Source organism: Paenibacillus chitinolyticus NBRC 15660 (assembly GCF_000739915.1).
GTDB lineage: Bacteria > Bacillota > Bacilli > Paenibacillales > NBRC-103111 > Paenibacillus_F > Paenibacillus_F chitinolyticus.
The window spans coordinates 64,461-83,686 of record NZ_BBJT01000002.1 but is presented as its reverse complement, the minus strand read 5'-3'; the positions used below and the strand labels follow the sequence as shown (position 1 = coordinate 83,686).

The following is a 19,226-nucleotide window of genomic DNA, read 5'->3' as shown; positions in this document are numbered from 1 at the left end:
GATGACGGTAAAAGCACGGTTGCCTATAAACTCAGCTTCTCGAACCGGACTTTAATGTCCTCAACCAGCAGCTTGGCCGCGATGATGCCGCCCGATGTATTCCATACCGCTTCATTGACATTGAACGTCCGTTGTTTTTTTACAACGTTCAGATTTTGTCCGAGAGGGCTTTTCAGCCATTCGTCCGCCGTTTTGGAGGCATCGGTTTCACCTTTGCGGTCGGAAGTAAAATAGAAGAACACATCGCCATCAAGCACGTTCATTTGTTCCGTTGTAAGATCGTCGGTGAACTTATCTTTGTTTTGAGCTTCCGGGCGGGCAAAACCCAGCTGTTCAAGGACGACGCCGGCGAAATTGTTTTTGTAGTAGACGCGTACTTTTCCGGGCTGGAATCGGGCCAGCGAAACACGCATTTTCGTTTTATCGCCCAGGGCCGCTTTCGTTTGCTCAATGGCTTTGTTGTAGTTATCCAGCGCCGCTTTTCCTTCGGCTTCTTTGTTTAGCGCCTTCGCAACCAGTTCGAAGTTTTCAATCATACTATCGCCGAGATTTTCCGTAAAGACGGTTGGCGCAATAGCGGAAAGCTGCGGATATATTTTTTCGTGGCGGACCTTGGTTCCTAAAATAATATCCGGTTTCAGACTGGCGATAAGCTCCAAATTGGGCTGCGTCTCGTCGCCGATAACTTTGACGCCGTCCATCTTATCTTTGATATGATCAAACCAGGGCTCGCCAATCCACGACTTTACCGCAGCGACCGGTTTAATGCCAAGCTCCAATAAAGATTCGGTGCCCTGGTTCGTCAACACGACGACGCGCTGCGGCGTTCCGGTAACGGGCGTGTCGCCCATCGCATGTTTAATCATGCGGACCGGAGCTCCGCTGCTTTTCTCTTCCGGCGGCTGGGATGCGTTCGGTTTGGCGCAGGCTGCGACAAGTAAGGACATGATGAGGAGGAGAGGCAGCGCCATCCATTTTTTTGATTTTCCCAACAGTAATACCCCTTTCGGTTTCCCTTATTTGTAAAAATGATTATCATTCTCAATAGAAGCTTACAGACGACTCCCTTAATTTGAATGATGCGTCTCTCCATGAAAACGGAAACGTTACAGATGTCACACGTGTGATCCTTGTCTACCTTAATATAAAACCTTTTGGGATGCAATGCTTGTCGAGGAAATGAGACTGAAAATAGACACTTAAGAGAATGTGTCACACTTTCAATGTTTACGTTACTTCGCGGGTCGTAACGGGGAAGGGTGTCCGTTTAAGGCAGCAGGAAATCTGCCCGTTTGTTCGGAGACAACGAGAACGAGAGCATCGCGCTGCCCGGTTAACCCCAGCGCAGCACAATGGTTTTTTGAACAAGCATTCCTGGTAGAGATGTAACCTATGGTATAGTTGTATCGGTTACGAGAAAGCTTTTCATGCAGCGCGGGTGGAGTGAATAAGATCAAATTTACACGACAAGAGGATGTGGCACACTTTGAACGTGCAGTCAGGCAAGCTTGCTCTACGATCGCAGGAATGGATTCAAACGGCTTTGTTTCAACTTATGGAAAAAAAAGAGTACTCCCACATATCGATCACCGAGATCGCGGATAGGGCCGGGCTTGCACGGCAAACCGTTTATCGTAATTTTCAAGACAAGGACGTTATCCTGCTAAACTATTTGGACGGATTTATGAAAGGGATGTGGCACGATGTGGGCGTCGGGATGAAGACCACGTTCGACGAAGAGATGTTCGTCCTGCTGTTTCGCAATTGGCAGCGCAATGCCCCTGCCGCCTTAATCCATAGTATTTTGACCAAAGACCGCAAGATCAGGCAGCTCATTTATAAAAGCATTTGTGATTACTTCGACGAGCTGCTCGCGAGCAGAAGAAATGAGCCGGGCGAAAACGGGGAGGAAGCGATGCATACGCATGGGCTGTACGCCGGCAAATCGCTGTCCTCCATCGTGCATATGATGCTGATCGAATGGACACTGAACGATTTTCATCTGACACCGGAACAAATCGGAAGTGTGGTTAGCGATTTGACCGCTTCGATCCGGGCGTACCTATAAAGCCGAAGCAGTCCTGATCGCTAGGAAATGAGAAGCCCGCTCCTCGGATCGTCAGATATGCTGCTCATGGATCGGGACGACACAGCCTATTCCATGAACCCAAAAAAAGCAGGAGCGGGGAGTGCCCGTATCCTGCCTTTTTGCGTGTTATAGGTTACTACTGTACTAAATGATCCAAATCCGGCTGCAATTTGTTCCGCAAAACATACAGCATGATGGCACCGACAAGGAACGCGACGGCATCCGCAATGACGAGCGACCAGACCACCCCATGGAAGCCGTTCATTCGATTGGCGATATAGAGCACTGGAATGAGAGTAATTCCTTGAATAACCGACATAATAAACGCGGCGGTTCCTTGCGCTGTCGCTTGGAAGATTCCCGTAAACAATGTGGTCATCCCCGTAATGAACAAGGATAAGAACGTCACATGCAGAATGTAGCTGCCCATTTCGATCAATTGCGGGTCATTCGTAAATAAACCGATCAAGTGGCCGGAAATCAAATAGACGATGATGCCGAACAGGACGGCTAACGCCACAATCACTTTGATCGTAAATCCAATCGTATGTTTCATGCGTAATTTATTCGCTGTAAAAGAGAAGGCAATGAGCGGCACGACTCCCTCGCATAACCCCATCAGAATAAACTCCGGAAATTGCAATAAACGTGATGAAATTCCGTAAGCCGCTACGGACTGATCCCCATACTCGACAAGGAAATGGTTAAAGATAAGCGACATGGCACCCAAAAAGATACTCATAATAAAGACGGGAACTCCGATTTTAATCACATTGCTCAGAATGTCCTTCGTAACCTTGAACCATTTTATGGAGACGGTTAAGAATTGGCTCTTAGCTCTCATATGAAAGGCGTAGAATATACTCGCAGCCAAATTAGAAACGACCGTAGCAGACGCAACGCCAATCACGTCCCAATGGAAGACGAAAATGACTAGCGCATCAAGAATAATATTCACAACAACACTGAGAATCATACCGATCATCGATGTGATTGCCGCACCCTCCGAGCGTACGATATTTTCCAGCGTGAAAAATAATACGACAAATGGTGAACCGATCAGCATAATCGTGACATAGTCCTTCGTGAAACCGAAGGAGTCAGGCGTCGCTCCCAGGCCATGAACGATTGAATCTATCAACGGGAGGCCGACGGCCATCACGATAAGACCGAGAACTAAGCTGCTGTAAAAGGCGAATGAAGACACATGCTTTACAACCTCATATTTTTTCTCTCCCAGCAAACGGGAGATGAATGTACCGCTGCCCATACCAATCAAGTTGCCTAGCGCCATAATGGCCGCGAATAACGGCAAGGTTAGTGCGAGTGCGGTTAACATGGCCGTGTTGCCCAGTGTACCAAGGAAATAGGCATTCAAGATGGAATAGATGACACTCATTGATGTGCCTAGCATCATCGGTACAGCGAAGTGGGCTACGGCTTTTGCGATCGGTGCTTTTTCAAAGTAATGGAGGTTTTCTGCATCCATGTGGGTCACTACTTTCTTTATATAATTTGGAATACGCAAGTCTAACAGTGTTAGGTTGAACCTTACAGTGTTAGATGATATCATGAACCTATGAACCTGTAAAGCATAAACTTACACTGTTAGATAAAAGGGCGGATATCGATGAAAAAGCAGCAGCCTCAGATTTCGGAGGATAAAATTTTGGAAACCTCTTGGGAACTTCTAGGGGAAGGTGGCATCGAGAAATTCAGCATGAGACGATTGGCCGACCGGTTGGGGATTCAGGCTCCCTCTCTGTACTGGTACTTCAAGAGCAAGCAGGATCTCTACCAGCGTCTGGCCAACCAGGTATCGAAAATGATCCTGGAGGAGTTCCGGTCCGAGGGGGATTGGAAGGAGCAGCTGACGGGACTTGCGGTAACGGTACGGAGCGTACTCAGCCGGTATCCTTGCTCCACACAGCTCATGATGATGACGCTGCCCCACGAACCGGATATCATCCGGTTTACCAACCGTATGCTGCTCTGCGTGGAGTCAACGCCGCTTGACCAAGAGCAGAAGATGCAAGTCATTCTCACCCTTGTGAACTATGTCTACTACTTCGTTCTGGATGATTATCAGCATCAGCGCAATGTTACCGCTATCCTGAAGGAGCAGAAGGAGCTTCCGGTCGGGGAAATGGACCGACTTCTGGACTCCATGAGCGAGACGGATGCGGGACTGTTCCGGAGAATGTTCACGAACGGGCTGTTCGAACTGATGGGGACTGACAAGGCGTTCGAGTTTGGCCTGAGGCTGATTCTGCTCGGGATTGAGCAGGTGATCAAGGAGCAGGGGAAGTAGAATGCAAAAACGCTCATCCGGTTATCGGATGAGCGTTTTCAATGAGGTTTATAATCTTGTGCCCTTTATAAACGGGAGATCAAAGAAAGGGCATTCCGCAAGTTTTTATGCAGGCAGTTACCTAGTTACATGCGTTCTCTTATATAAAACGGGTATGGCCGCCGCTATAAGGATCATCCCCATAAAAGCGGGTGCGGCATGACCAAGTGATACATAGATTTGACCTCTCTTTCAGTCTATTCTTCGCCTTAAGGCTCTCAGGCATAAAAAAGAACCCATAAACAACATTCAATAAAGTTATGACGGCTCCAAAATACATGGGTACAGAATAACCAAACTTGGCAAGTAATCCGCCTACAGTCGGGCCGATGACGGTGCCTACGCCTACAATCGCGCTTAGCCAACCAAAGTATTTGGTTCTCTGTTCCGGAGGAATGATATCGGCAAAATAGGCGAAGATCGTGCCTATACTCCCGCCTGTTATGCCTTCTATTATGCGCCCGGCAAATAGTACCCATAGAGCTCCACCTATGCCAAAAACGAAGTACCCGATTGCGGAACCCAACAGGCATACCAGGAGCAATGGACGACGGCCATATTTGTCGCTCAAAGCTCCAAGTACGGGGGCCGCAAAAAACACGCACAATGCATAAACAGAGGTCAGCAGCGTAACAACTATAGCTTGTTCTCCCGGATTGCTTATATAAGGCTGCACTAAGAACGGGACGACAGGTGTGATAATACTGAAGCCTATTCCGCAAAGAAATACAGAGATAAGACCGAATAGTAAAGCATGTTTATCTATGGTTTGTTCTGTGTCCTGTTCATGGGGTGATTTGAATTTGAACATGACATTCTCCTCTCAAAACTCGTTATTTTGATTCCTTGGAAACAAATTTATCGTATTACATTTTTGTTTCCGCGTCAACAAAATAATAACAATAAAAAGGCAGCCCGCTCTCGATAGAACCCGGCTGCTTGTGGTTTCATTTTCATGATTCAAATTTATTCCGGCTCAATACTTATCCCACGTTTCTTTATTTCAGCATCCAAATGCCTGCTGTACGTTTCCACGAAGCTAAGCATACTGTCAAATTGTTCCTCGGTTATCTGTTCGAATACGGCTTTATCCCGCTCTTGAAACTCTTTGTGCAGGTCCTCATGAATGTTATAAATGACTTTCCCTTTTTCAGTAAGCCTAAAATAAATTTCTTTCTTGTTATCCGGCTTCCGGTAGCTTTCGATAAGGCCTTTTTTTAGGAGCTGCTTAGTTATTTTACTGATGGCACCGCGGGTCATATAAAAGGACTCCGCAAGTTTTGTCACGTTGGAATCTACATTTTTTTCAATGTATTCGATGCAATGTACTTCAGAAGGCTTATACCCCTTAAGACTGTTTTCCATCTTCCCCTTATTAAGCCAAACCAGCTTGTTAAATAAGTCCCTGAAACCCATTAGGACCTGTTCTTCTTTGTTCATGGCCTGTCCTCCAACCCGTTGCGCATTAACAATAGTATATTCAAATTTTTGTTTCTATTTCAACATCATTGTGGAACTGCTTATGCAGGAGAAGAAGGAACACTGGTGCGCACCTCGGCCGTGTGAACGCAGTCCTTCATTTTCCTCCTTTATTGAACGCAAAAAAACCACACAAACGACCGTACGGCCTTTGTGTGGCGAAAATAGAGATTACCCTCCAGAAAAGTCCACATCATCCCAAATAGGTTTTAGGTAAGATATTCCGTTTCGGTAACAGTATACTTCGAACATTGTCAACACAATATTTACCAGCCGACACGGATAATCAGGCCTTTCGGATCGCCTACTTCAAGATAAGAGGATTGGCCGTTGACATCGTCATACGGAAACCCGTAGGCCAAGCGGTTAATGCTGTGATCGTGCCAAAATTTCGCGTAATAATTGGCCGGCGCGGCTTTATAGTAATTCGACACGTTATTCCAGTCACTCGTCGTGTAAACATGACGATTAATGGCTGCACAAGTTGCCGCATTGGTCAAAGCGCCGTCGCACCGGAAAATATCCTGTGTGCTGTATGGAGCGTACCCGCCGAAATAGTTGGCATTAGCGCCACCCTGGGCGAAAGAACCGTGAATCGGCGCGACGATGCGGTAAGGCGCTTGAACGATGGCCAGCGATTTGAAAGCGGCGGGAACTTCAGCCTGGAATTTGGTGAAGATTCCGCTTCGGGTCTCGGATTCCAGTTCACCCGTGGTTCGATCGAAGGAACCGGATTTGTTGACCAGTCGATGCTGAATGGGGAAACCGAATCCATCGACGCGTGTCGTATTGCCGTGATAGCCGGCTGCATCAATCGTGAACTCGGCGAAATCGAAATAGATATCGCGGTTTGGATCGGTCGGATTATTGATATCGGGACCGGCGAATCCATCGTTATAGGTTTTGATGTACAGGGGTGTACCGACGCTAAGGAACATTCGGCCCGCCGTGATTTTAGGCAAGGTGACCCAGGAAGCATCGCTGACCTTATTGTAAATGTTGGCGTAACTGATGCCTTTTTTGGTTAGATGCCCCGGCGCATCATTCAAGGCGGTGGAGATGGGAATCAGATTGCCGTTCAGGTCCAGATAGCTCCACTTATTGTTGGCGGGATTAATGCCGATAACGCCCCAGTATATCTGCTGGTCGGAGTAAGCGCCTTTGGTGCCATTCATGACCTTCACTGAAACGGCGCCGCTTGGCGGTGAGGGAATCGAAGATGGAAGAATGTCATAAATAGAGCCGGAAGAAGAGGGAGGCGGCGTGGTACCCGCGGTGTAAGTAAAGACTTCGGTGTCGTAAGCTGGAGTTCCGTTATTGTAAGTGAACGAATACGTAATTACGGAGCCGGCGGAAATGTTTGAGACGGCTTTTTCATATCGGGATTTGCCGGCGTTGTAGGCCATTCTAAAATTTTGCTGTTCGCCGCCGTTCACTTTGTAGTGGACATCGACCCAACTCGTGTTGACAGCGGATTTGAACCATATAGTGGCTGCGCTTCCGGATAATTCGACGCCGCGCGTATAGTCCGCGGCTTCGGCTTTCGTAGCGAAGATGGAAAAACAGGTCAGAAATAACGACAGGATCAACAGGTAAGACATTCCCTTTCGCATGATCAGAATTCCTCCTTTAAAAATGGGGATAAAATCAGCTCGCAATCGGGTTTAAAACGGCATCCCCCCCTTTGATCTGACGGTATTTGGTTGTCTGAAGCCTAAGCGTGTATGCGCTTACAAAAAAATTATAAACCTATGCACCAAAATGTGGTAGACATTGGAATTTCGGAATATGGCCCACAATTTCGGATGCCCAGCAGTGTGCATGTATGTATCGAGCACGCGCAGGACTTTTCGAACGAGACGACCTTGGGCCCCGGCACCCAAAATTGTTTCCCCTTTGAGTGGGCGGACTGCCTTTTACTCAGAGGGGATTTTTTGATGGATACACTACGAAACTGCATGCATGCAGTTAATAGACAAAATCAAATTCCATTCCTTCAAAAATCTTGCTTAATAAGGCATGTAATTGGGTGCGCTGTTCTGCTGAAAACTTTTGCAAAATTTCATCCGAAATTTGCATTTGCACAGACCGAACACGAGAAATCTGATTCAGCGCTTCTTCGGTTAAATGCAGAAGCGTTGCCCGGCGATCATTCGGGTCAGGGGTTCGGTGAAGAACACCATCCCGTTCCAATGCATCAACCAATTCAGTCACGGTTCTGGGTTTCACGCCCAATTTGCTCGCTAGTTCATTCATCCGAATTTTTTCCGCACGCCAAACCACAAGCAATAGGCGTAGCCTAGGTCCTGAAAGCTGGAACGGTAAAGAAAGCGACTCCAGTTTCATTTCATATTCCTGTTGGATATGGCGCGTGGCACGAAACAGCAGATCAAGAACTTCAACCGCTAAAACGGCATTTTCTTTTGAAAGATCCATCCTTATTCTCCCTTGACAAAAAATAAATTGAGAAGTACGCTTGCTCTATATTAGTGTGGCGCCTCACTATTACATGGCTCATCATTAAATGTTCAATCCAAAAACGGATGAGAGTCAAACGATATCGATATTAGTATAAGCCAAAGAGGAAGGAGAAAACATGGTTTTGAGTGATTTTTTCCCCATCTCGGATGGATGACAGCAATGAAGCAGGAATGAACTTAAAGGAGAACATGGTGATGAGTGAAAAAAGCAGTCTTACCTTTAATAGAACCTTACTTGCATGTATTTTTCTAATAGGAACGTTTGTAACCATCTTAAATCAAACGGTCTTGTTTACCGCCTTGCCCGAGATCATGATCGATTTTGGAATTAGTGCAGGTACTGGACAATGGCTAACTACGGCTTACTTGATGGCTAACGGTATTCTTCTTCCGGTGACGGCATTCTTTATAAGCAAATATACGACTCGTCAATTAATGATCGTGGCTATGTCCTTATTTATTGCAGGAACAACGCTTGCGGCTGTATCGCCAAACTTCACTTTACTTTTGATTGCACGCATCATCCAAGCCTGCGGAGCAAGCATAACTATGCTGCTTATGCAGACTGTATTTTTCATCATTTTCCCCAGAGAGAAGCGGGGGGCGGCGATGGGGTTGGTTGGATTAGTCGTGGCTTTTGCGCCGGCGATCGGTCCGACGCTTTCAGGTTTGATTATGAACCATTTCTCGTGGAGATATATCTTTATCATGGTGCTTCCTGTTGCCGTCATTGTGTTAATTCTTACCCTACTCTACATGAAGAATGTCACAGAGGTGAACAAGCGGCAAAAGATAGATATTCCTTCTGTATTTTTATCCACGGTTGGTTTTGGCGCATTATTGTATGGGATTAGCATTGCCGGCTCCGGTAGCGCTCTAAGCGCAGCATTGTGGTCCATTGTTGGCGCAATTGGGTTAACTCTACTGATTTTAAAGGGATTAAGGTCGGAAAAACCCATGCTTGAGTTTAGGGTATTTAAGTCGTATGCCTTTGTTTTATCGACAATTGCCGTGGTCATCTCCTTTATTTGCTTAATGGGTCCACAAACGATGCTGCCTATTTATATTCAAAACATTAGGGGGATGACGGCTCTTGAATCCGGACTCATTCTGTTGCCCGGTGCGGTTGTAAACGGCATTGTTTCCATGATTGCCGGTAAAATTTACGATCGGATCGGCGGTAAATACTTGGGCGTAATCGGTTATATTCTGATTGCCGTCTCCGTAATTCCATTTATTTTCATGCATGCACAAACGGCGCTTTGGATGATCGTATTGTTCTACGCGCTCATGATTGTGGGTATTTCTATGATCATGATGCCAATGACTACGGAAGGGTTAAATGCGCTGCCGGATCATTTAATCAATCATGGAACGGCAATGATTAATACGTTCCGACAGGTTGGCGGATCGATCGGAATTGCATTATTGATTACCATCTATACGGAAGTATCGAGTCACGCCGTTGAATCCGGACGACTTAACGAAGTTGCCCAGTCCCAGGTTTATGGAATAAATTATGCTTTCATTGGAATCTTTGTATTTGGGATTGTCGGCTTAGTAGGTTCTTCTTTGTTAAAAAGCCGTAATGGGAAGGCAGCCGTAGGTAATTAGATAGGGGAGGAGTAACATGACAAAAAAAGTTGGATCCGGAAAATGACGACACCCGTTACGATCGTTGGCGACGGCCTGGGAGGCCTGACCCTCGCACGTGTTCTCCACGTCCACGGCGTCCCCGCAACGATCTACGAGGCGGAGCCCTCGGCGGAGGCCCGCGCGCAGGTCGGGCAGCTCGACATCCACGAGTACAACGGACAACTTGCACTCCAGGCAGCTGGGCTGTTCAACGAGTTCCTCGGCCTGATCCACAAAGGCGGTCAAGCGGTGCGGGTGCTTGACACGCACGGGAACACCTGATGTCGCCATTCGCCGGCAAGGGTGCGAACTTGGCCATGTTCGACGGCGCCGAGCTGGGGAAGGCGACCCCCGCGCACCCCGACAACGTAGAAGCGGCACTGAGCACCTACGAAGAGGCGCTTTTCCCCCGCAGCGAGGCCGCCACCACAGTGGCGCACCAAAACCACGAGCTATTCTGCTTCGACGACCGCGTACCGTTCGGACTCATCGACATCCTCGTTTCGAAAGAAAGATTTTCTTCGTGAATTGAAGTAATCGTGAACCGCATTGTGCAGGCAAACGGCTTGCGGCGGAGCTGGATCAGCAACGCATGACGAAGGACAGTCCCGGCATAACGGGGCTGTCCTTTTTCACGTATAAGTGTGTGAGCCTAGTATTGTTCGATACGCAACAAGCGGGTGCAAAAACTACGGCATGCGGTCCGGGAGAAGAATGACAAGAGAGGAGGGGGAGGTCGTGTTAAGATTCAAGAAATCAATGTATCCCCTGAATGTCTGGTTTAGCCGATGATACATCCCATATCCGCATCAGTTGAGTGATGGCCTCGTCAATGGTTTCATACGGAATACCGTCCCGGGCTTGTGTGGATATACCTTGAAGAAATGTATCAAATAAAGCAACCAACACCGAAATATCCGCAGTAGGGGGCAATTCTTCATCCTCCGCTGCCCGCGATAAACAATCTTTCAACCAGCCCCGCACCTTCTGGCGCTCCTTGGCAACCATCTCTTGTATATGATTTAGTTCAGGGGAACAGTTTACGGCCGACAAAACCAGTAGGCAACCTAAAGGATGAGAACGGTCTGTCTGCATTCGTGCCGCTCGTCGAAGCACTTGTTCGATTGCTGCTTTCGGAGTCAAGCTTCTATCCCGGAAACTATCTGAAACCTGTCCATATGTGGATTTATATACGTTCATCGCCTCGTAAAACAGCGCCTCCTTGGATTCGAACGCCGCATAAAAACTCGCCGCCGATATGCCTCCCATTGCTTCGCGGAGCTGTGTAAGCGAAGTGGATTCAAAACCGTGTTCCCAAAACAAAAACATAGCCGCAGCAACCGCCTCATCACGATTAAATGCGCGTGGACGTCCCGTTCGTGGCATAAAATGACCTCCTTCATCAATTCTATACTAATTGATCCACAAGTTATTGACAAGTAAAGTCCGGATGGTTAACTTTTATGGAGTGATCGATCCATAATTCATATCTATGCAAAGGAGGAAGTTCATTTGTCACGACATTCTTCATCTACAGGTACAGCTCAAGCGGCAGTCATGCCTGCCCGTCTTCCTTGGATGGCATTGCTGGCGCTGGCGATGACTGGATTTATATGCATTCTCACCGAAACCATTCCGGCCGGGCTGCTGCCGTTAATCGGAGATGGGCTGCATATTACAACAGCGATGGCAGGGCAGCTTGTCACTCTTTATGCGATAGGCTCGCTTGTGGCGGCAATTCCGTTCGCCATGCTTACCGGCGGAGTTCGGCGTCGTCCGCTGCTTCTCGCCATTATTGTTGGCTTTTTGGTGTTCAACACGATTACCGCCTTGTCGACCAGCTATGCGTTGACGCTTATTGCTCGATTTTTCGCCGGAGTTGCTGCCGGCGCGGCATGGGGCATGATCGCCGGTTACGCGCGGCGCATGGTTCCAGACGCCTTGAAAGGACGTGCTTTAGCCGTCGCAATGGTAGGAACGCCGATTGCTCTGACCTTCGGCGTGCCCGTCGGCACTTTGCTAGGTGACCAGATCGGGTGGCGCGCTGTATTCGTACTCATGTCTTTTCTCGCTCTTATTTTAATCGGCTGGGTTCTGTGGAAAGTGCCTGATTACCCCGGACAACCTGCAAACCAAAGAATGACCGTAAGGCAGGTCTTCGTCATGCCCTGCATGCGCCCGATTCTCACCGTGGTGCTCACCTGGATGTTGGCGCACAATATTTTATACACATACATTGCGCCGTTCCTCGAGCGTTCCGGACTCGCCGGACGTGTTGATTTGGTTTTGCTGGTCTTTGGTTCAGCCGCCCTTGTGTCCATTTGGATTGTCGGAATCTTGATCGACCGGATACTGCGTATGCTTGTATTGATCAGCCTGAGTGGTTTTGCGCTGGTATCCATTGCCCTATGGATCGGCGGCACCTCTGTGACGATTGTCTACTCAGCTGTGGCGTTATGGGGATTCACTTTTGGCGGTGCGGCCACCTTGCTGCAATCCGCGCAAGCCAATGCAAGTGGTGAAGAAGGGGTAGACATCGCCATGCCGATTAATACGACCGTCTGGAATCTGGCCATCGCATGCGGAGGCATCGTAGGCGGTGCCTTGCTGGAACTTTTGGGTGTTCAGTCGTTTCCGGGAGCGCTGCTGATCCTGCTCATCGTTTCGTTGATGGTCGCGTGGAGTGCGAGTAAACATGGTTTTCCCGGAAAGCAATGAATACCAGTCAGAATAATTCCCAAACGAGAATGACCTTGCGGAATTCGTGTTTGACTATGTAATCGACAAAATAGCCTGCTGAAACCAGCAGGCTGTCTTACTTGGCTCCTTCGTGTTTTACAAGGCTGACTCAAACGTAGAAAGCAATTACCAAACAGGAAATCAATGCATACCTAGAATGAAGTAATTACATATAAGCATTCATTCAGACGTCTTCCTTCGACAATTATACTTTTTCCGCAACTGGCCGAAGGATAGGCAGGGGGTGAAGTGCCGTAGTCCGGTCGAGATGAACAAACGCATCATAGCGGTCCTTCATGCTCGAAGGCACGTAATTTCCGAATTGCTCATGATTCGGATCGTATACGACACCGATGGCACGGTGGCCAATGACCGTCTGGAACACGGAGGATGCCTCGGAGAGTATGACCATGCCGTCCACTCCGCCTCCGGCCCGGTGCATATAATCTTCCCAACTTCCCGGTTGTCCGGGCGGTACGGTCATTTTCTCCACCGGATCACCCCAGGCACTTCCGGCCAACACCTCGCCCTGATAGGTACCGAAGCCAACGGCAAACACCCGCTGCTCCGGATCTTCCCGAAGCAGCTGCCCCACGTTGACCATGCCCTCTTGCGCCATATCTGTTGCCCGTGCATCCCCGATATGCGTATTATGCTCCCAGACAATGGCTTTGGCGGAGGACCCGTAATAGGACATAATTCGTTTCAGGGATTCAACCATATGCCGGTCCCGCACATTCCAGGACTGCGGTCCGCCTCGGACCATCGTCCGATAGTAGGCCTCCGAGCTGGAAGTGACCAGCATATTCACCTCCGCACTCAATTCTTCCTCACTTCCCGGATGTGCCATGCGCCGGCTCCGCATCTGCTTCAGCAGCTCGACTACTTCATCCTCGCAGCTCTCCGAGAGCAAGCCTGCCGCGATACCATACGTCTGATGGTCCCTGCTGTAGGGCTCGAAACAGGCGTAGGTCATGCGGGCTTGTTCAAGCTGGGGAGACCGAGTTTTTTCCAGGTAGCCGATAACGGCCTCCATCGATTCCCACAGCGAATACATGTCTATGCCGTAAAATCCGACCTTCTGACGCTCGCTGCCGTTCCCGTGACTTGCCGCATTATGCGCCTTCAACCACTCCGCGAAATCGCGAATCTCCGTATTCGCCCACATCCAGGTAGGCCAGCGGGTAAAATCGCCGAGCGCCTCGGCCGCCGAGGAATCGGCTCCTGCCTTTCCTTTGACATAACGGTTCAGCCGGTAAGCGGCGGGCCAATCTCCTTCGACGCCGATGATGTTGAAACCCTTGCTTGTAATCAGCCTCTTCGAAAGCTCGGCCCGCACCCGGTAAAAATCCGAGGTTCCATGGCTTGCTTCGCCAAGCAGCACCATATCCGCGTCTCCAATGGCTTCAACTATTCGGTCCAGGTTTTCCATTTCGTTAAAAGGGATAAATAGGGCATTAAGCTCTTTCAAATAGGCATTTTGCCCGGTCGATTGATCGTTGGAATTCATGTGGCAGTTCCTCCAGATGTCGGTATGTGTTGAATTATCTCCGATTTATCTGATCATTAACCGCAAACGATTCGCGCATAGGCGCCTTTCTATATCTTGTTAAGTAATTGGGAACCCTATTGAAGAAAAAGGGAATCAACAAAAAAACGGAGGAATTGAGATGTGGACGATATTTTGGTATACCATCCTTACTTTTCCTCACGAAGATGCAGTGTGCAACAATTGGTCTCTTTTCCGCTAACGGGCAGGATAACGCAACAAATGCTGGTATTTGTTTTAATTTTTAGATTATAATAAAGTGAATATTTGGTATGTGTGACTGGCGTAAACGTGGAGAACCACGAGGGAGCACATATTTCATATGCCATACGCCTGGGCAAAGTATTTGGTCTTAGACCTAATGCTTTTATTTTTTTATATGGGAGATGATAATATGGAACAGGTACGGCAGACAAGAAATGTAGCCGTATTAATTTTTGAACAGGTTGAACCTTTGGATTTTGCTGGACCGTTTGAAGTTTTTATTGCAGGCAGTAATAGCGGGCAAGACTTCAATGTGTTCACTGTGGCGGAAAATGACAGTCCGATAAAAGCCTCGGGAGGACTAAGCATCAATCCAGCATATACGATTGCTAACTGTCCTAAACCTGATATTTTGGTGGTTCCCGGAGGATGGGGTTCAAGAAAAGAAATGAACAATGAGACGATTACGAACTGGATTCGTGAGACATCAAATGATGTTGAAATCATCCTGTCCGTCTGTACTGGAGCCTTACTTTTAGCAAAAGCGACTTTATTGGATGGATTAAAAGTTACAACAAATCGTTTGGCTATAAATGAATTAAGGGATGTTGTACCTACTTCTACTGAAATATTAGAAGAAGCCCGCTATGTTGATAACGGGAAAATTGTATTATCTGCCGGAGTATCCGCAGGTATGGACGCAGCGTTATATGTTGTAGAAAAATTATTGGGTGAAGATACAGCTATAGAAGCTGCTAATATTATGGAGTATGATTGGAAAAGAGATTAAGCGATGAGTACGGTAGTGGGGAATTTGCCGCGCGGCAAGTTCCCCTTCGTTCATTAAAGTAACGGGCAGGGAGTTTAACGCAATATGAAGAGAAGTTTCCAAAAAGTTCAAGTTAGGGAAAAGGATATTTATCCATATCTATTGAACATATATTCCTACTGTTTACACTAAGTTACGCGGCTAGCCCAATTAAAATCCTCTTAAAAGGAATAGGGCTTCTAAATACACCCGGCTATACATCACCATATTTCCTTGAAGGAGGACATCTGTTTTGGATGCACAGTTTCTAGATTTATTGGCCCAGAAATATGATACGGAAGAAAAAGTCGTAACAGAAATCATCAACCTTGAAGCGATCTCCAATCTCCCCAAGGGAACCGAGCATTTTGTCAGTGATTTGCATGGGGAGTACCAGGCTTTTCAGCATGTACTAAGAAACGGTTCGGGTAATGTAAAAGAGAAAATCAAAGATTTATTCCGTGAGGTTTGGACGGATAATGAAATCAATGATTTTGCGGCATTAGTTTATTATCCGGAAGAAAAAATACAGCTGGTTAAAGCAGAACTGTGCAATCAACAAGCTTTGAACCAGTGGCATAGACAAACGATTGAACAAATGCTTATGCTCATTTCTTATGCCTCTTCCAAATATACGCGCTCGAAATTGCGTAAAGCTCTGCCGGAGCAGTTTGTATATATTGTAGAAGAGCTTCTATACAAGACGGATTCGACCAACAATAAAGACCCCTATTATGATGAAATATACCGGCAAATTATCTCCTTGGGCCAAGCGGACAAGCTCATTATCGGCCTTGCTTATACGACCCAGCGCCTGGTGGTTGACCATCTTCATGTGGTCGGAGATATCTATGACCGCGGTCCTGACCCTGATAAAATTATGGACACGCTGATCAACTACCATTCTGTAGACATTCAGTGGGGGAACCATGATGTCCTTTGGATCGGCGCCTATGCGGGTTCCCTGGTCTGCCTTGCGAATATTATCCGGATCTGCGCCAGATACAACAATCTTGACATCATCGAAGACGTATACGGAATCAATCTTCGCCCACTGCTGAACCTGGCGGAGAAATACTATGATAACAACCCGGGCTTCAGACCGAAGCTGCCGGCCGACCATAACGTATCGGAGTCGGAAATCCTGCAGATTACCAAAATTCATCAAGCCATTGCCATGATCCAGTTTAAACTTGAAATCCCGATTATCAAGAGACGCCCTTACTTTCATATGTCTGAAAGGCTTTTGCTTGAGCAGATCGATTACGACAAAAATGAGATCAAGATCGGCGGAAAAACTTACCCACTGGAAAACACCTGTTTCGCAACCGTAAATCCACAGCACCCTGAACAATTGCTGGAGGAAGAACAGCAGGTGATGGAGAAGCTGCTGTTCTTCCTCCAGCATTCCGAAAAGCTGGCCAGACATATGAATTTTCTTATGAAAAAGGGCAGCCTTTATTTAAAATACAACGGGAATTTGTTAATCCACGGCTGTATTCCTTTGGATGAAGAAGGAAACATGGAAAAAATGCAGATTGAAGACAAGACGTATTCGGGCCGTCAGCTGATCGATGTTTTTGAATATTATTTACGTTACGCCTTTGCGCATCCGGAAGAGACGGATGATCTGGCAACGGACATGGTATGGTACATCTGGACAGGGGAATGTTCCTCGCTCTTTGGAAAGAGAGAAATGACCACCTTTGAACGGTACTTTATCCAAGATAAAGAGACCCATAAGGAGAGAAAGAACCCTTACTACCATTTGCGTGAAAATGATGAGATCTGCCGGAAAATCCTGCTGGAGTTTGATTTGAATCCGGATCATGGACATATTATTAACGGCCACACGCCAGTTAAAGAAATTCGTGGAGAGAACCCCGTGAAAGCAAATGGGAAAATGATCGTCATTGACGGCGGTTTTTCCAAAGCTTATCAATCCACAACGGGCATCGCCGGATATACGTTGTTGTATAATTCCTTTGGCATGCAGCTCGTCGCCCATAAGAAATTTAATTCAAAAGAAGATGTGTTATGTAACGGAACGGACGTATTGTCTGTAAAAAGACTGGTGGACAAAGAACTGGAGCGAAAGCTGGTGAGGGAAACCAATGTCGGGGAGAAGCTGCTGCAGAAAATCTCAAATTTGAAGAATCTCCTGGAATATCGCTACATGAAATGAAACAGATGCTAAGGGTAAAGATTGCTCAACCTAGCTCATAAGAAAGGAGGGGGTAAAACCTCAGTATCTGGGGTTTTTGACCGCGGTTAGCCAAGATCGAAGGAGCAACTGCGTTAAGCTGAAGAAACAAAACCTCCATCGCCACTGTAAGGAGCAAAGTGGCATTGGAGGTTTTAACGTTTAATTGTAGCCCAGATAAGCAATGACGGTGAAATCACCCGGCGAGTCTAAGACAAGTCTATACTGTCCGTCGGGTTGATTCGAAGCCAAGGGAATCTTGAGACGTGCAGTTTGACCGGCCACAATGGTGTTCGTCCAATTACTCCCTACCAGCACATCTCCGTTCGGGGTAACCCGGTACAGCCTAAAATTAACCCCGAGGCTGATCTGCCCGTCGTTTATGAAGTTGCCTTCGATATAAATATTGCCGTGGGCTTGGACCGGTGCCCAAGTATTGTTGCCTGTACCCGGTCCGCTAGAGGCCGCAAAACTAGTGGAAGCAAAACTTAACAGCAGGACAAGCATGAAAGCGATAGACGTGATTTTTCTTTTCATACCATCTCAAGCTCCTTTTTTCATAGAATGAACTTGACAAGCACTTTCTTTGATCCAGGCGGATGGTCTTTTCCGTTTTTGAATTCGCTTTCAAATTGAATGTCTTCGCTTGGCCGAACACCTCCCAACAGTAGAGTAATTGGGGTATTCTGGGCTGTTAGGTATAAATATACATTACTTTTTGTGCCGGTGTCTATAAAAATATGAGTAGTTCCAGGGTTATCTTGGTGATATATATGTTGAGAATTGGCTCAAAAAAGAGAAAATCCCCTGAATTTTTAAGAAAAACAGGGGATAGTGTTTATCGGTTTATGATTGTAAGTCAGTATTGTAAGCCCAACCGGAATAAGTAACATAGAAGAAATATTTGTCCTCAGTGTAGGCGGAATCTCTGTTAAGTTCACCTTCATATTGTCCGTCATAATAGTGATACGTATCGTAAGTATCATTAAAGGTAGGGTAGCTTGTCTTAGGATATAGTCTTTGTGTTTTATCAATATAAATTTTGTTGAATGATGCTTTTTCTGATTCTGAAACTACAGAAGATTTTTGAGTTTGTGTAGACGTACTTGCAAGCACAGCTGAACTAAAACCAAAGACCGTCATCATGGACAAAGATAAAACAGGCAATACTAGCCATTTCTTTTTAAGCACTACTACCACTCCTTTAATTAATTTAGTATGGTTACAGTAAAAATTTACTATATATCTTATTTTTTTGTCAATTCACTTGTTTTAAAAAATATAATCAGGATTGTGTTGAAGAAATAAATAGTGAGGAGAAAATGTAACCGGATTTCTCGTTCAGTCGGTTCTGCATAGAAAGTCAGGTTTCTTACCGCAACACTTTCATAACAGCGGCGAGTTCGTCATTATCATAACCTGCGGCTTTCGCTTTATTGAAAGCTCTGTGCAAACCGGGCTTGCCGCCACATTGCTGCCCGCATCGGTTTTAACGGGGGAATGTGCTGATCTTGGCATCTATCCGATTCCGGAAAAATACAGATTCACTCAAACAAGTCTTATCCACCGCAAAGACCGGTTTAAAAGTAAAGCGTTCACAGCATTTTCCGATATGATTCGAGAGTCAATGGCAAAAGCTGATGATCTGGTTGGTTAAATAGCGAACGGAAGCGATGAGCATCGACTTATA

At 46.8% G+C, this 19,226-nt stretch carries 18 protein-coding genes, 1 pseudogene and 1 riboswitch; of the genes and pseudogenes, 9 read left to right on the top strand and 10 right to left on the bottom strand.

Features of this window, described 5'->3' with window-relative positions; genetic code table 11:
* Positions 1-23: 23 nt before the first annotated feature.
* Positions 24-992: an ABC transporter substrate-binding protein gene (locus PCH01S_RS02115; RefSeq protein ID WP_042226420.1), complete on the bottom strand. Its 969-nt coding sequence runs from the start codon at positions 990-992 to the stop codon at positions 24-26.
* A 500-nt stretch (positions 993-1,492) separates the two neighbouring features.
* Here PCH01S_RS02115 and PCH01S_RS02110 point away from each other — a divergent pair, with 500 nt between their 5' ends.
* Positions 1,493-2,068 (top strand): TetR/AcrR family transcriptional regulator, encoded by a 576-nt coding sequence (locus tag PCH01S_RS02110; RefSeq protein ID WP_241688905.1) that lies wholly within the window; start codon positions 1,493-1,495, stop codon positions 2,066-2,068.
* Between the two features lie 157 nt (positions 2,069-2,225).
* Here the strand turns inward: PCH01S_RS02110 and PCH01S_RS02105 are convergent, their stop codons facing one another.
* Positions 2,226-3,578 carry an MATE family efflux transporter gene (locus tag PCH01S_RS02105; protein WP_042226415.1) on the bottom strand — a complete coding sequence of 451 codons (1,353 nt, stop codon included), beginning with the start codon at positions 3,576-3,578 and terminating at the stop codon, positions 2,226-2,228.
* Between the two features lie 141 nt (positions 3,579-3,719).
* On the opposite strand from PCH01S_RS02105, the gene PCH01S_RS02100 reads away from it, so the two are divergent.
* Positions 3,720-4,400, top strand: coding sequence for a TetR/AcrR family transcriptional regulator (locus PCH01S_RS02100; RefSeq protein WP_042226414.1), 681 nt, complete (start codon positions 3,720-3,722; stop codon positions 4,398-4,400).
* Positions 4,401-4,626: 226 nt separating this feature from the next.
* Here PCH01S_RS02100 and PCH01S_RS02095 read toward each other — a convergent pair.
* The 4 genes and pseudogenes from PCH01S_RS02095 to PCH01S_RS02080 all read right to left on the bottom strand — a co-directional run.
* Positions 4,627-5,250, bottom strand: a pseudogene (locus PCH01S_RS02095) (MFS transporter); the annotation flags it as partial.
* 155 nt (positions 5,251-5,405) lie between these two features.
* Complete coding sequence (locus PCH01S_RS02090; protein ID WP_042226412.1) at positions 5,406-5,879, bottom strand: MarR family transcriptional regulator; 474 nt, start codon at positions 5,877-5,879, stop codon at positions 5,406-5,408.
* A 305-nt stretch (positions 5,880-6,184) separates the two neighbouring features.
* Positions 6,185-7,531, bottom strand: a complete 1,347-nt coding sequence (locus PCH01S_RS02085) for a glycoside hydrolase family 64 protein (RefSeq protein ID WP_042226410.1) — start codon at positions 7,529-7,531, stop codon at positions 6,185-6,187.
* 355 nt (positions 7,532-7,886) lie between these two features.
* Positions 7,887-8,354, bottom strand: a complete 468-nt coding sequence (locus PCH01S_RS02080; RefSeq protein WP_042226409.1) for a MarR family winged helix-turn-helix transcriptional regulator — start codon at positions 8,352-8,354, stop codon at positions 7,887-7,889.
* A gap of 239 nt (positions 8,355-8,593) precedes the next feature.
* Between PCH01S_RS02080 and PCH01S_RS02075 the strand changes: the two genes are divergently transcribed.
* From PCH01S_RS02075 to PCH01S_RS31075, 3 genes are read left to right on the top strand one after another with little or no spacing between them, the layout of a single operon-like run.
* Positions 8,594-10,012 (top strand): MDR family MFS transporter, encoded by a 1,419-nt coding sequence (locus PCH01S_RS02075; protein ID WP_042226406.1) that lies wholly within the window; start codon positions 8,594-8,596, stop codon positions 10,010-10,012.
* 42 nt (positions 10,013-10,054) lie between these two features.
* Positions 10,055-10,315 carry an FAD-dependent oxidoreductase gene (locus PCH01S_RS31080; RefSeq protein ID WP_241688683.1) on the top strand — a complete coding sequence of 87 codons (261 nt, stop codon included), beginning with the start codon at positions 10,055-10,057 and terminating at the stop codon, positions 10,313-10,315.
* 29 nt (positions 10,316-10,344) lie between these two features.
* A complete protein-coding gene (locus PCH01S_RS31075) occupies positions 10,345-10,560 on the top strand; it encodes a hypothetical protein (RefSeq protein WP_255246819.1) in 216 nt (71 codons plus the stop codon).
* 229 nt (positions 10,561-10,789) lie between these two features.
* Here PCH01S_RS31075 and PCH01S_RS02060 read toward each other — a convergent pair whose 3' ends face one another.
* A complete protein-coding gene (locus tag PCH01S_RS02060) occupies positions 10,790-11,419 on the bottom strand; it encodes a TetR/AcrR family transcriptional regulator (protein WP_042226403.1) in 630 nt (209 codons plus the stop codon).
* A gap of 126 nt (positions 11,420-11,545) precedes the next feature.
* On the opposite strand from PCH01S_RS02060, the gene PCH01S_RS02055 reads away from it, so the two are divergent.
* On the top strand, positions 11,546-12,751 hold the full coding sequence (locus PCH01S_RS02055; protein ID WP_042226401.1) for an MFS transporter: 1,206 nt from the start codon (positions 11,546-11,548) through the stop codon (positions 12,749-12,751).
* A 226-nt stretch (positions 12,752-12,977) separates the two neighbouring features.
* On the opposite strand, the gene PCH01S_RS02050 is transcribed toward PCH01S_RS02055, so the two are convergent.
* Entirely contained in the window at positions 12,978-14,282 is a 1,305-nt protein-coding gene (locus PCH01S_RS02050; RefSeq protein WP_042226398.1) for an erythromycin esterase family protein, read from the bottom strand.
* Positions 14,283-14,587: 305 nt separating this feature from the next.
* A riboswitch (ZMP/ZTP riboswitch) is annotated at positions 14,588-14,667 on the top strand.
* Between the two features lie 48 nt (positions 14,668-14,715).
* Between PCH01S_RS02050 and PCH01S_RS02045 the strand changes: the two genes are divergently transcribed.
* Both PCH01S_RS02045 and PCH01S_RS02040 read left to right on the top strand, forming a co-directional pair.
* A complete protein-coding gene (locus PCH01S_RS02045; protein ID WP_042227370.1) occupies positions 14,716-15,315 on the top strand; it encodes a DJ-1/PfpI family protein in 600 nt (199 codons plus the stop codon).
* 271 nt (positions 15,316-15,586) lie between these two features.
* Positions 15,587-17,518: a fructose-bisphosphatase class III gene (locus tag PCH01S_RS02040; RefSeq protein WP_042226396.1), complete on the top strand. Its 1,932-nt coding sequence runs from the start codon at positions 15,587-15,589 to the stop codon at positions 17,516-17,518.
* A 180-nt stretch (positions 17,519-17,698) separates the two neighbouring features.
* Here the strand turns inward: PCH01S_RS02040 and PCH01S_RS02035 are convergent, their stop codons facing one another.
* The gene (locus PCH01S_RS02035) at positions 17,699-18,073 is read right to left on the bottom strand and encodes a hypothetical protein (RefSeq protein WP_042226394.1); all 375 of its coding nucleotides are present in this window, start codon (positions 18,071-18,073) and stop codon (positions 17,699-17,701) included.
* Between the two features lie 309 nt (positions 18,074-18,382).
* Positions 18,383-18,727: a hypothetical protein gene (locus tag PCH01S_RS30155; protein ID WP_129112506.1), complete on the bottom strand. Its 345-nt coding sequence runs from the start codon at positions 18,725-18,727 to the stop codon at positions 18,383-18,385.
* A gap of 256 nt (positions 18,728-18,983) precedes the next feature.
* Here PCH01S_RS30155 and PCH01S_RS29550 point away from each other — a divergent pair, with 256 nt between their 5' ends.
* Complete coding sequence (locus PCH01S_RS29550; RefSeq protein ID WP_241688681.1) at positions 18,984-19,193, top strand: LysR substrate-binding domain-containing protein; 210 nt, start codon at positions 18,984-18,986, stop codon at positions 19,191-19,193.
* Positions 19,194-19,226: the final 33 nt, after the last annotated feature.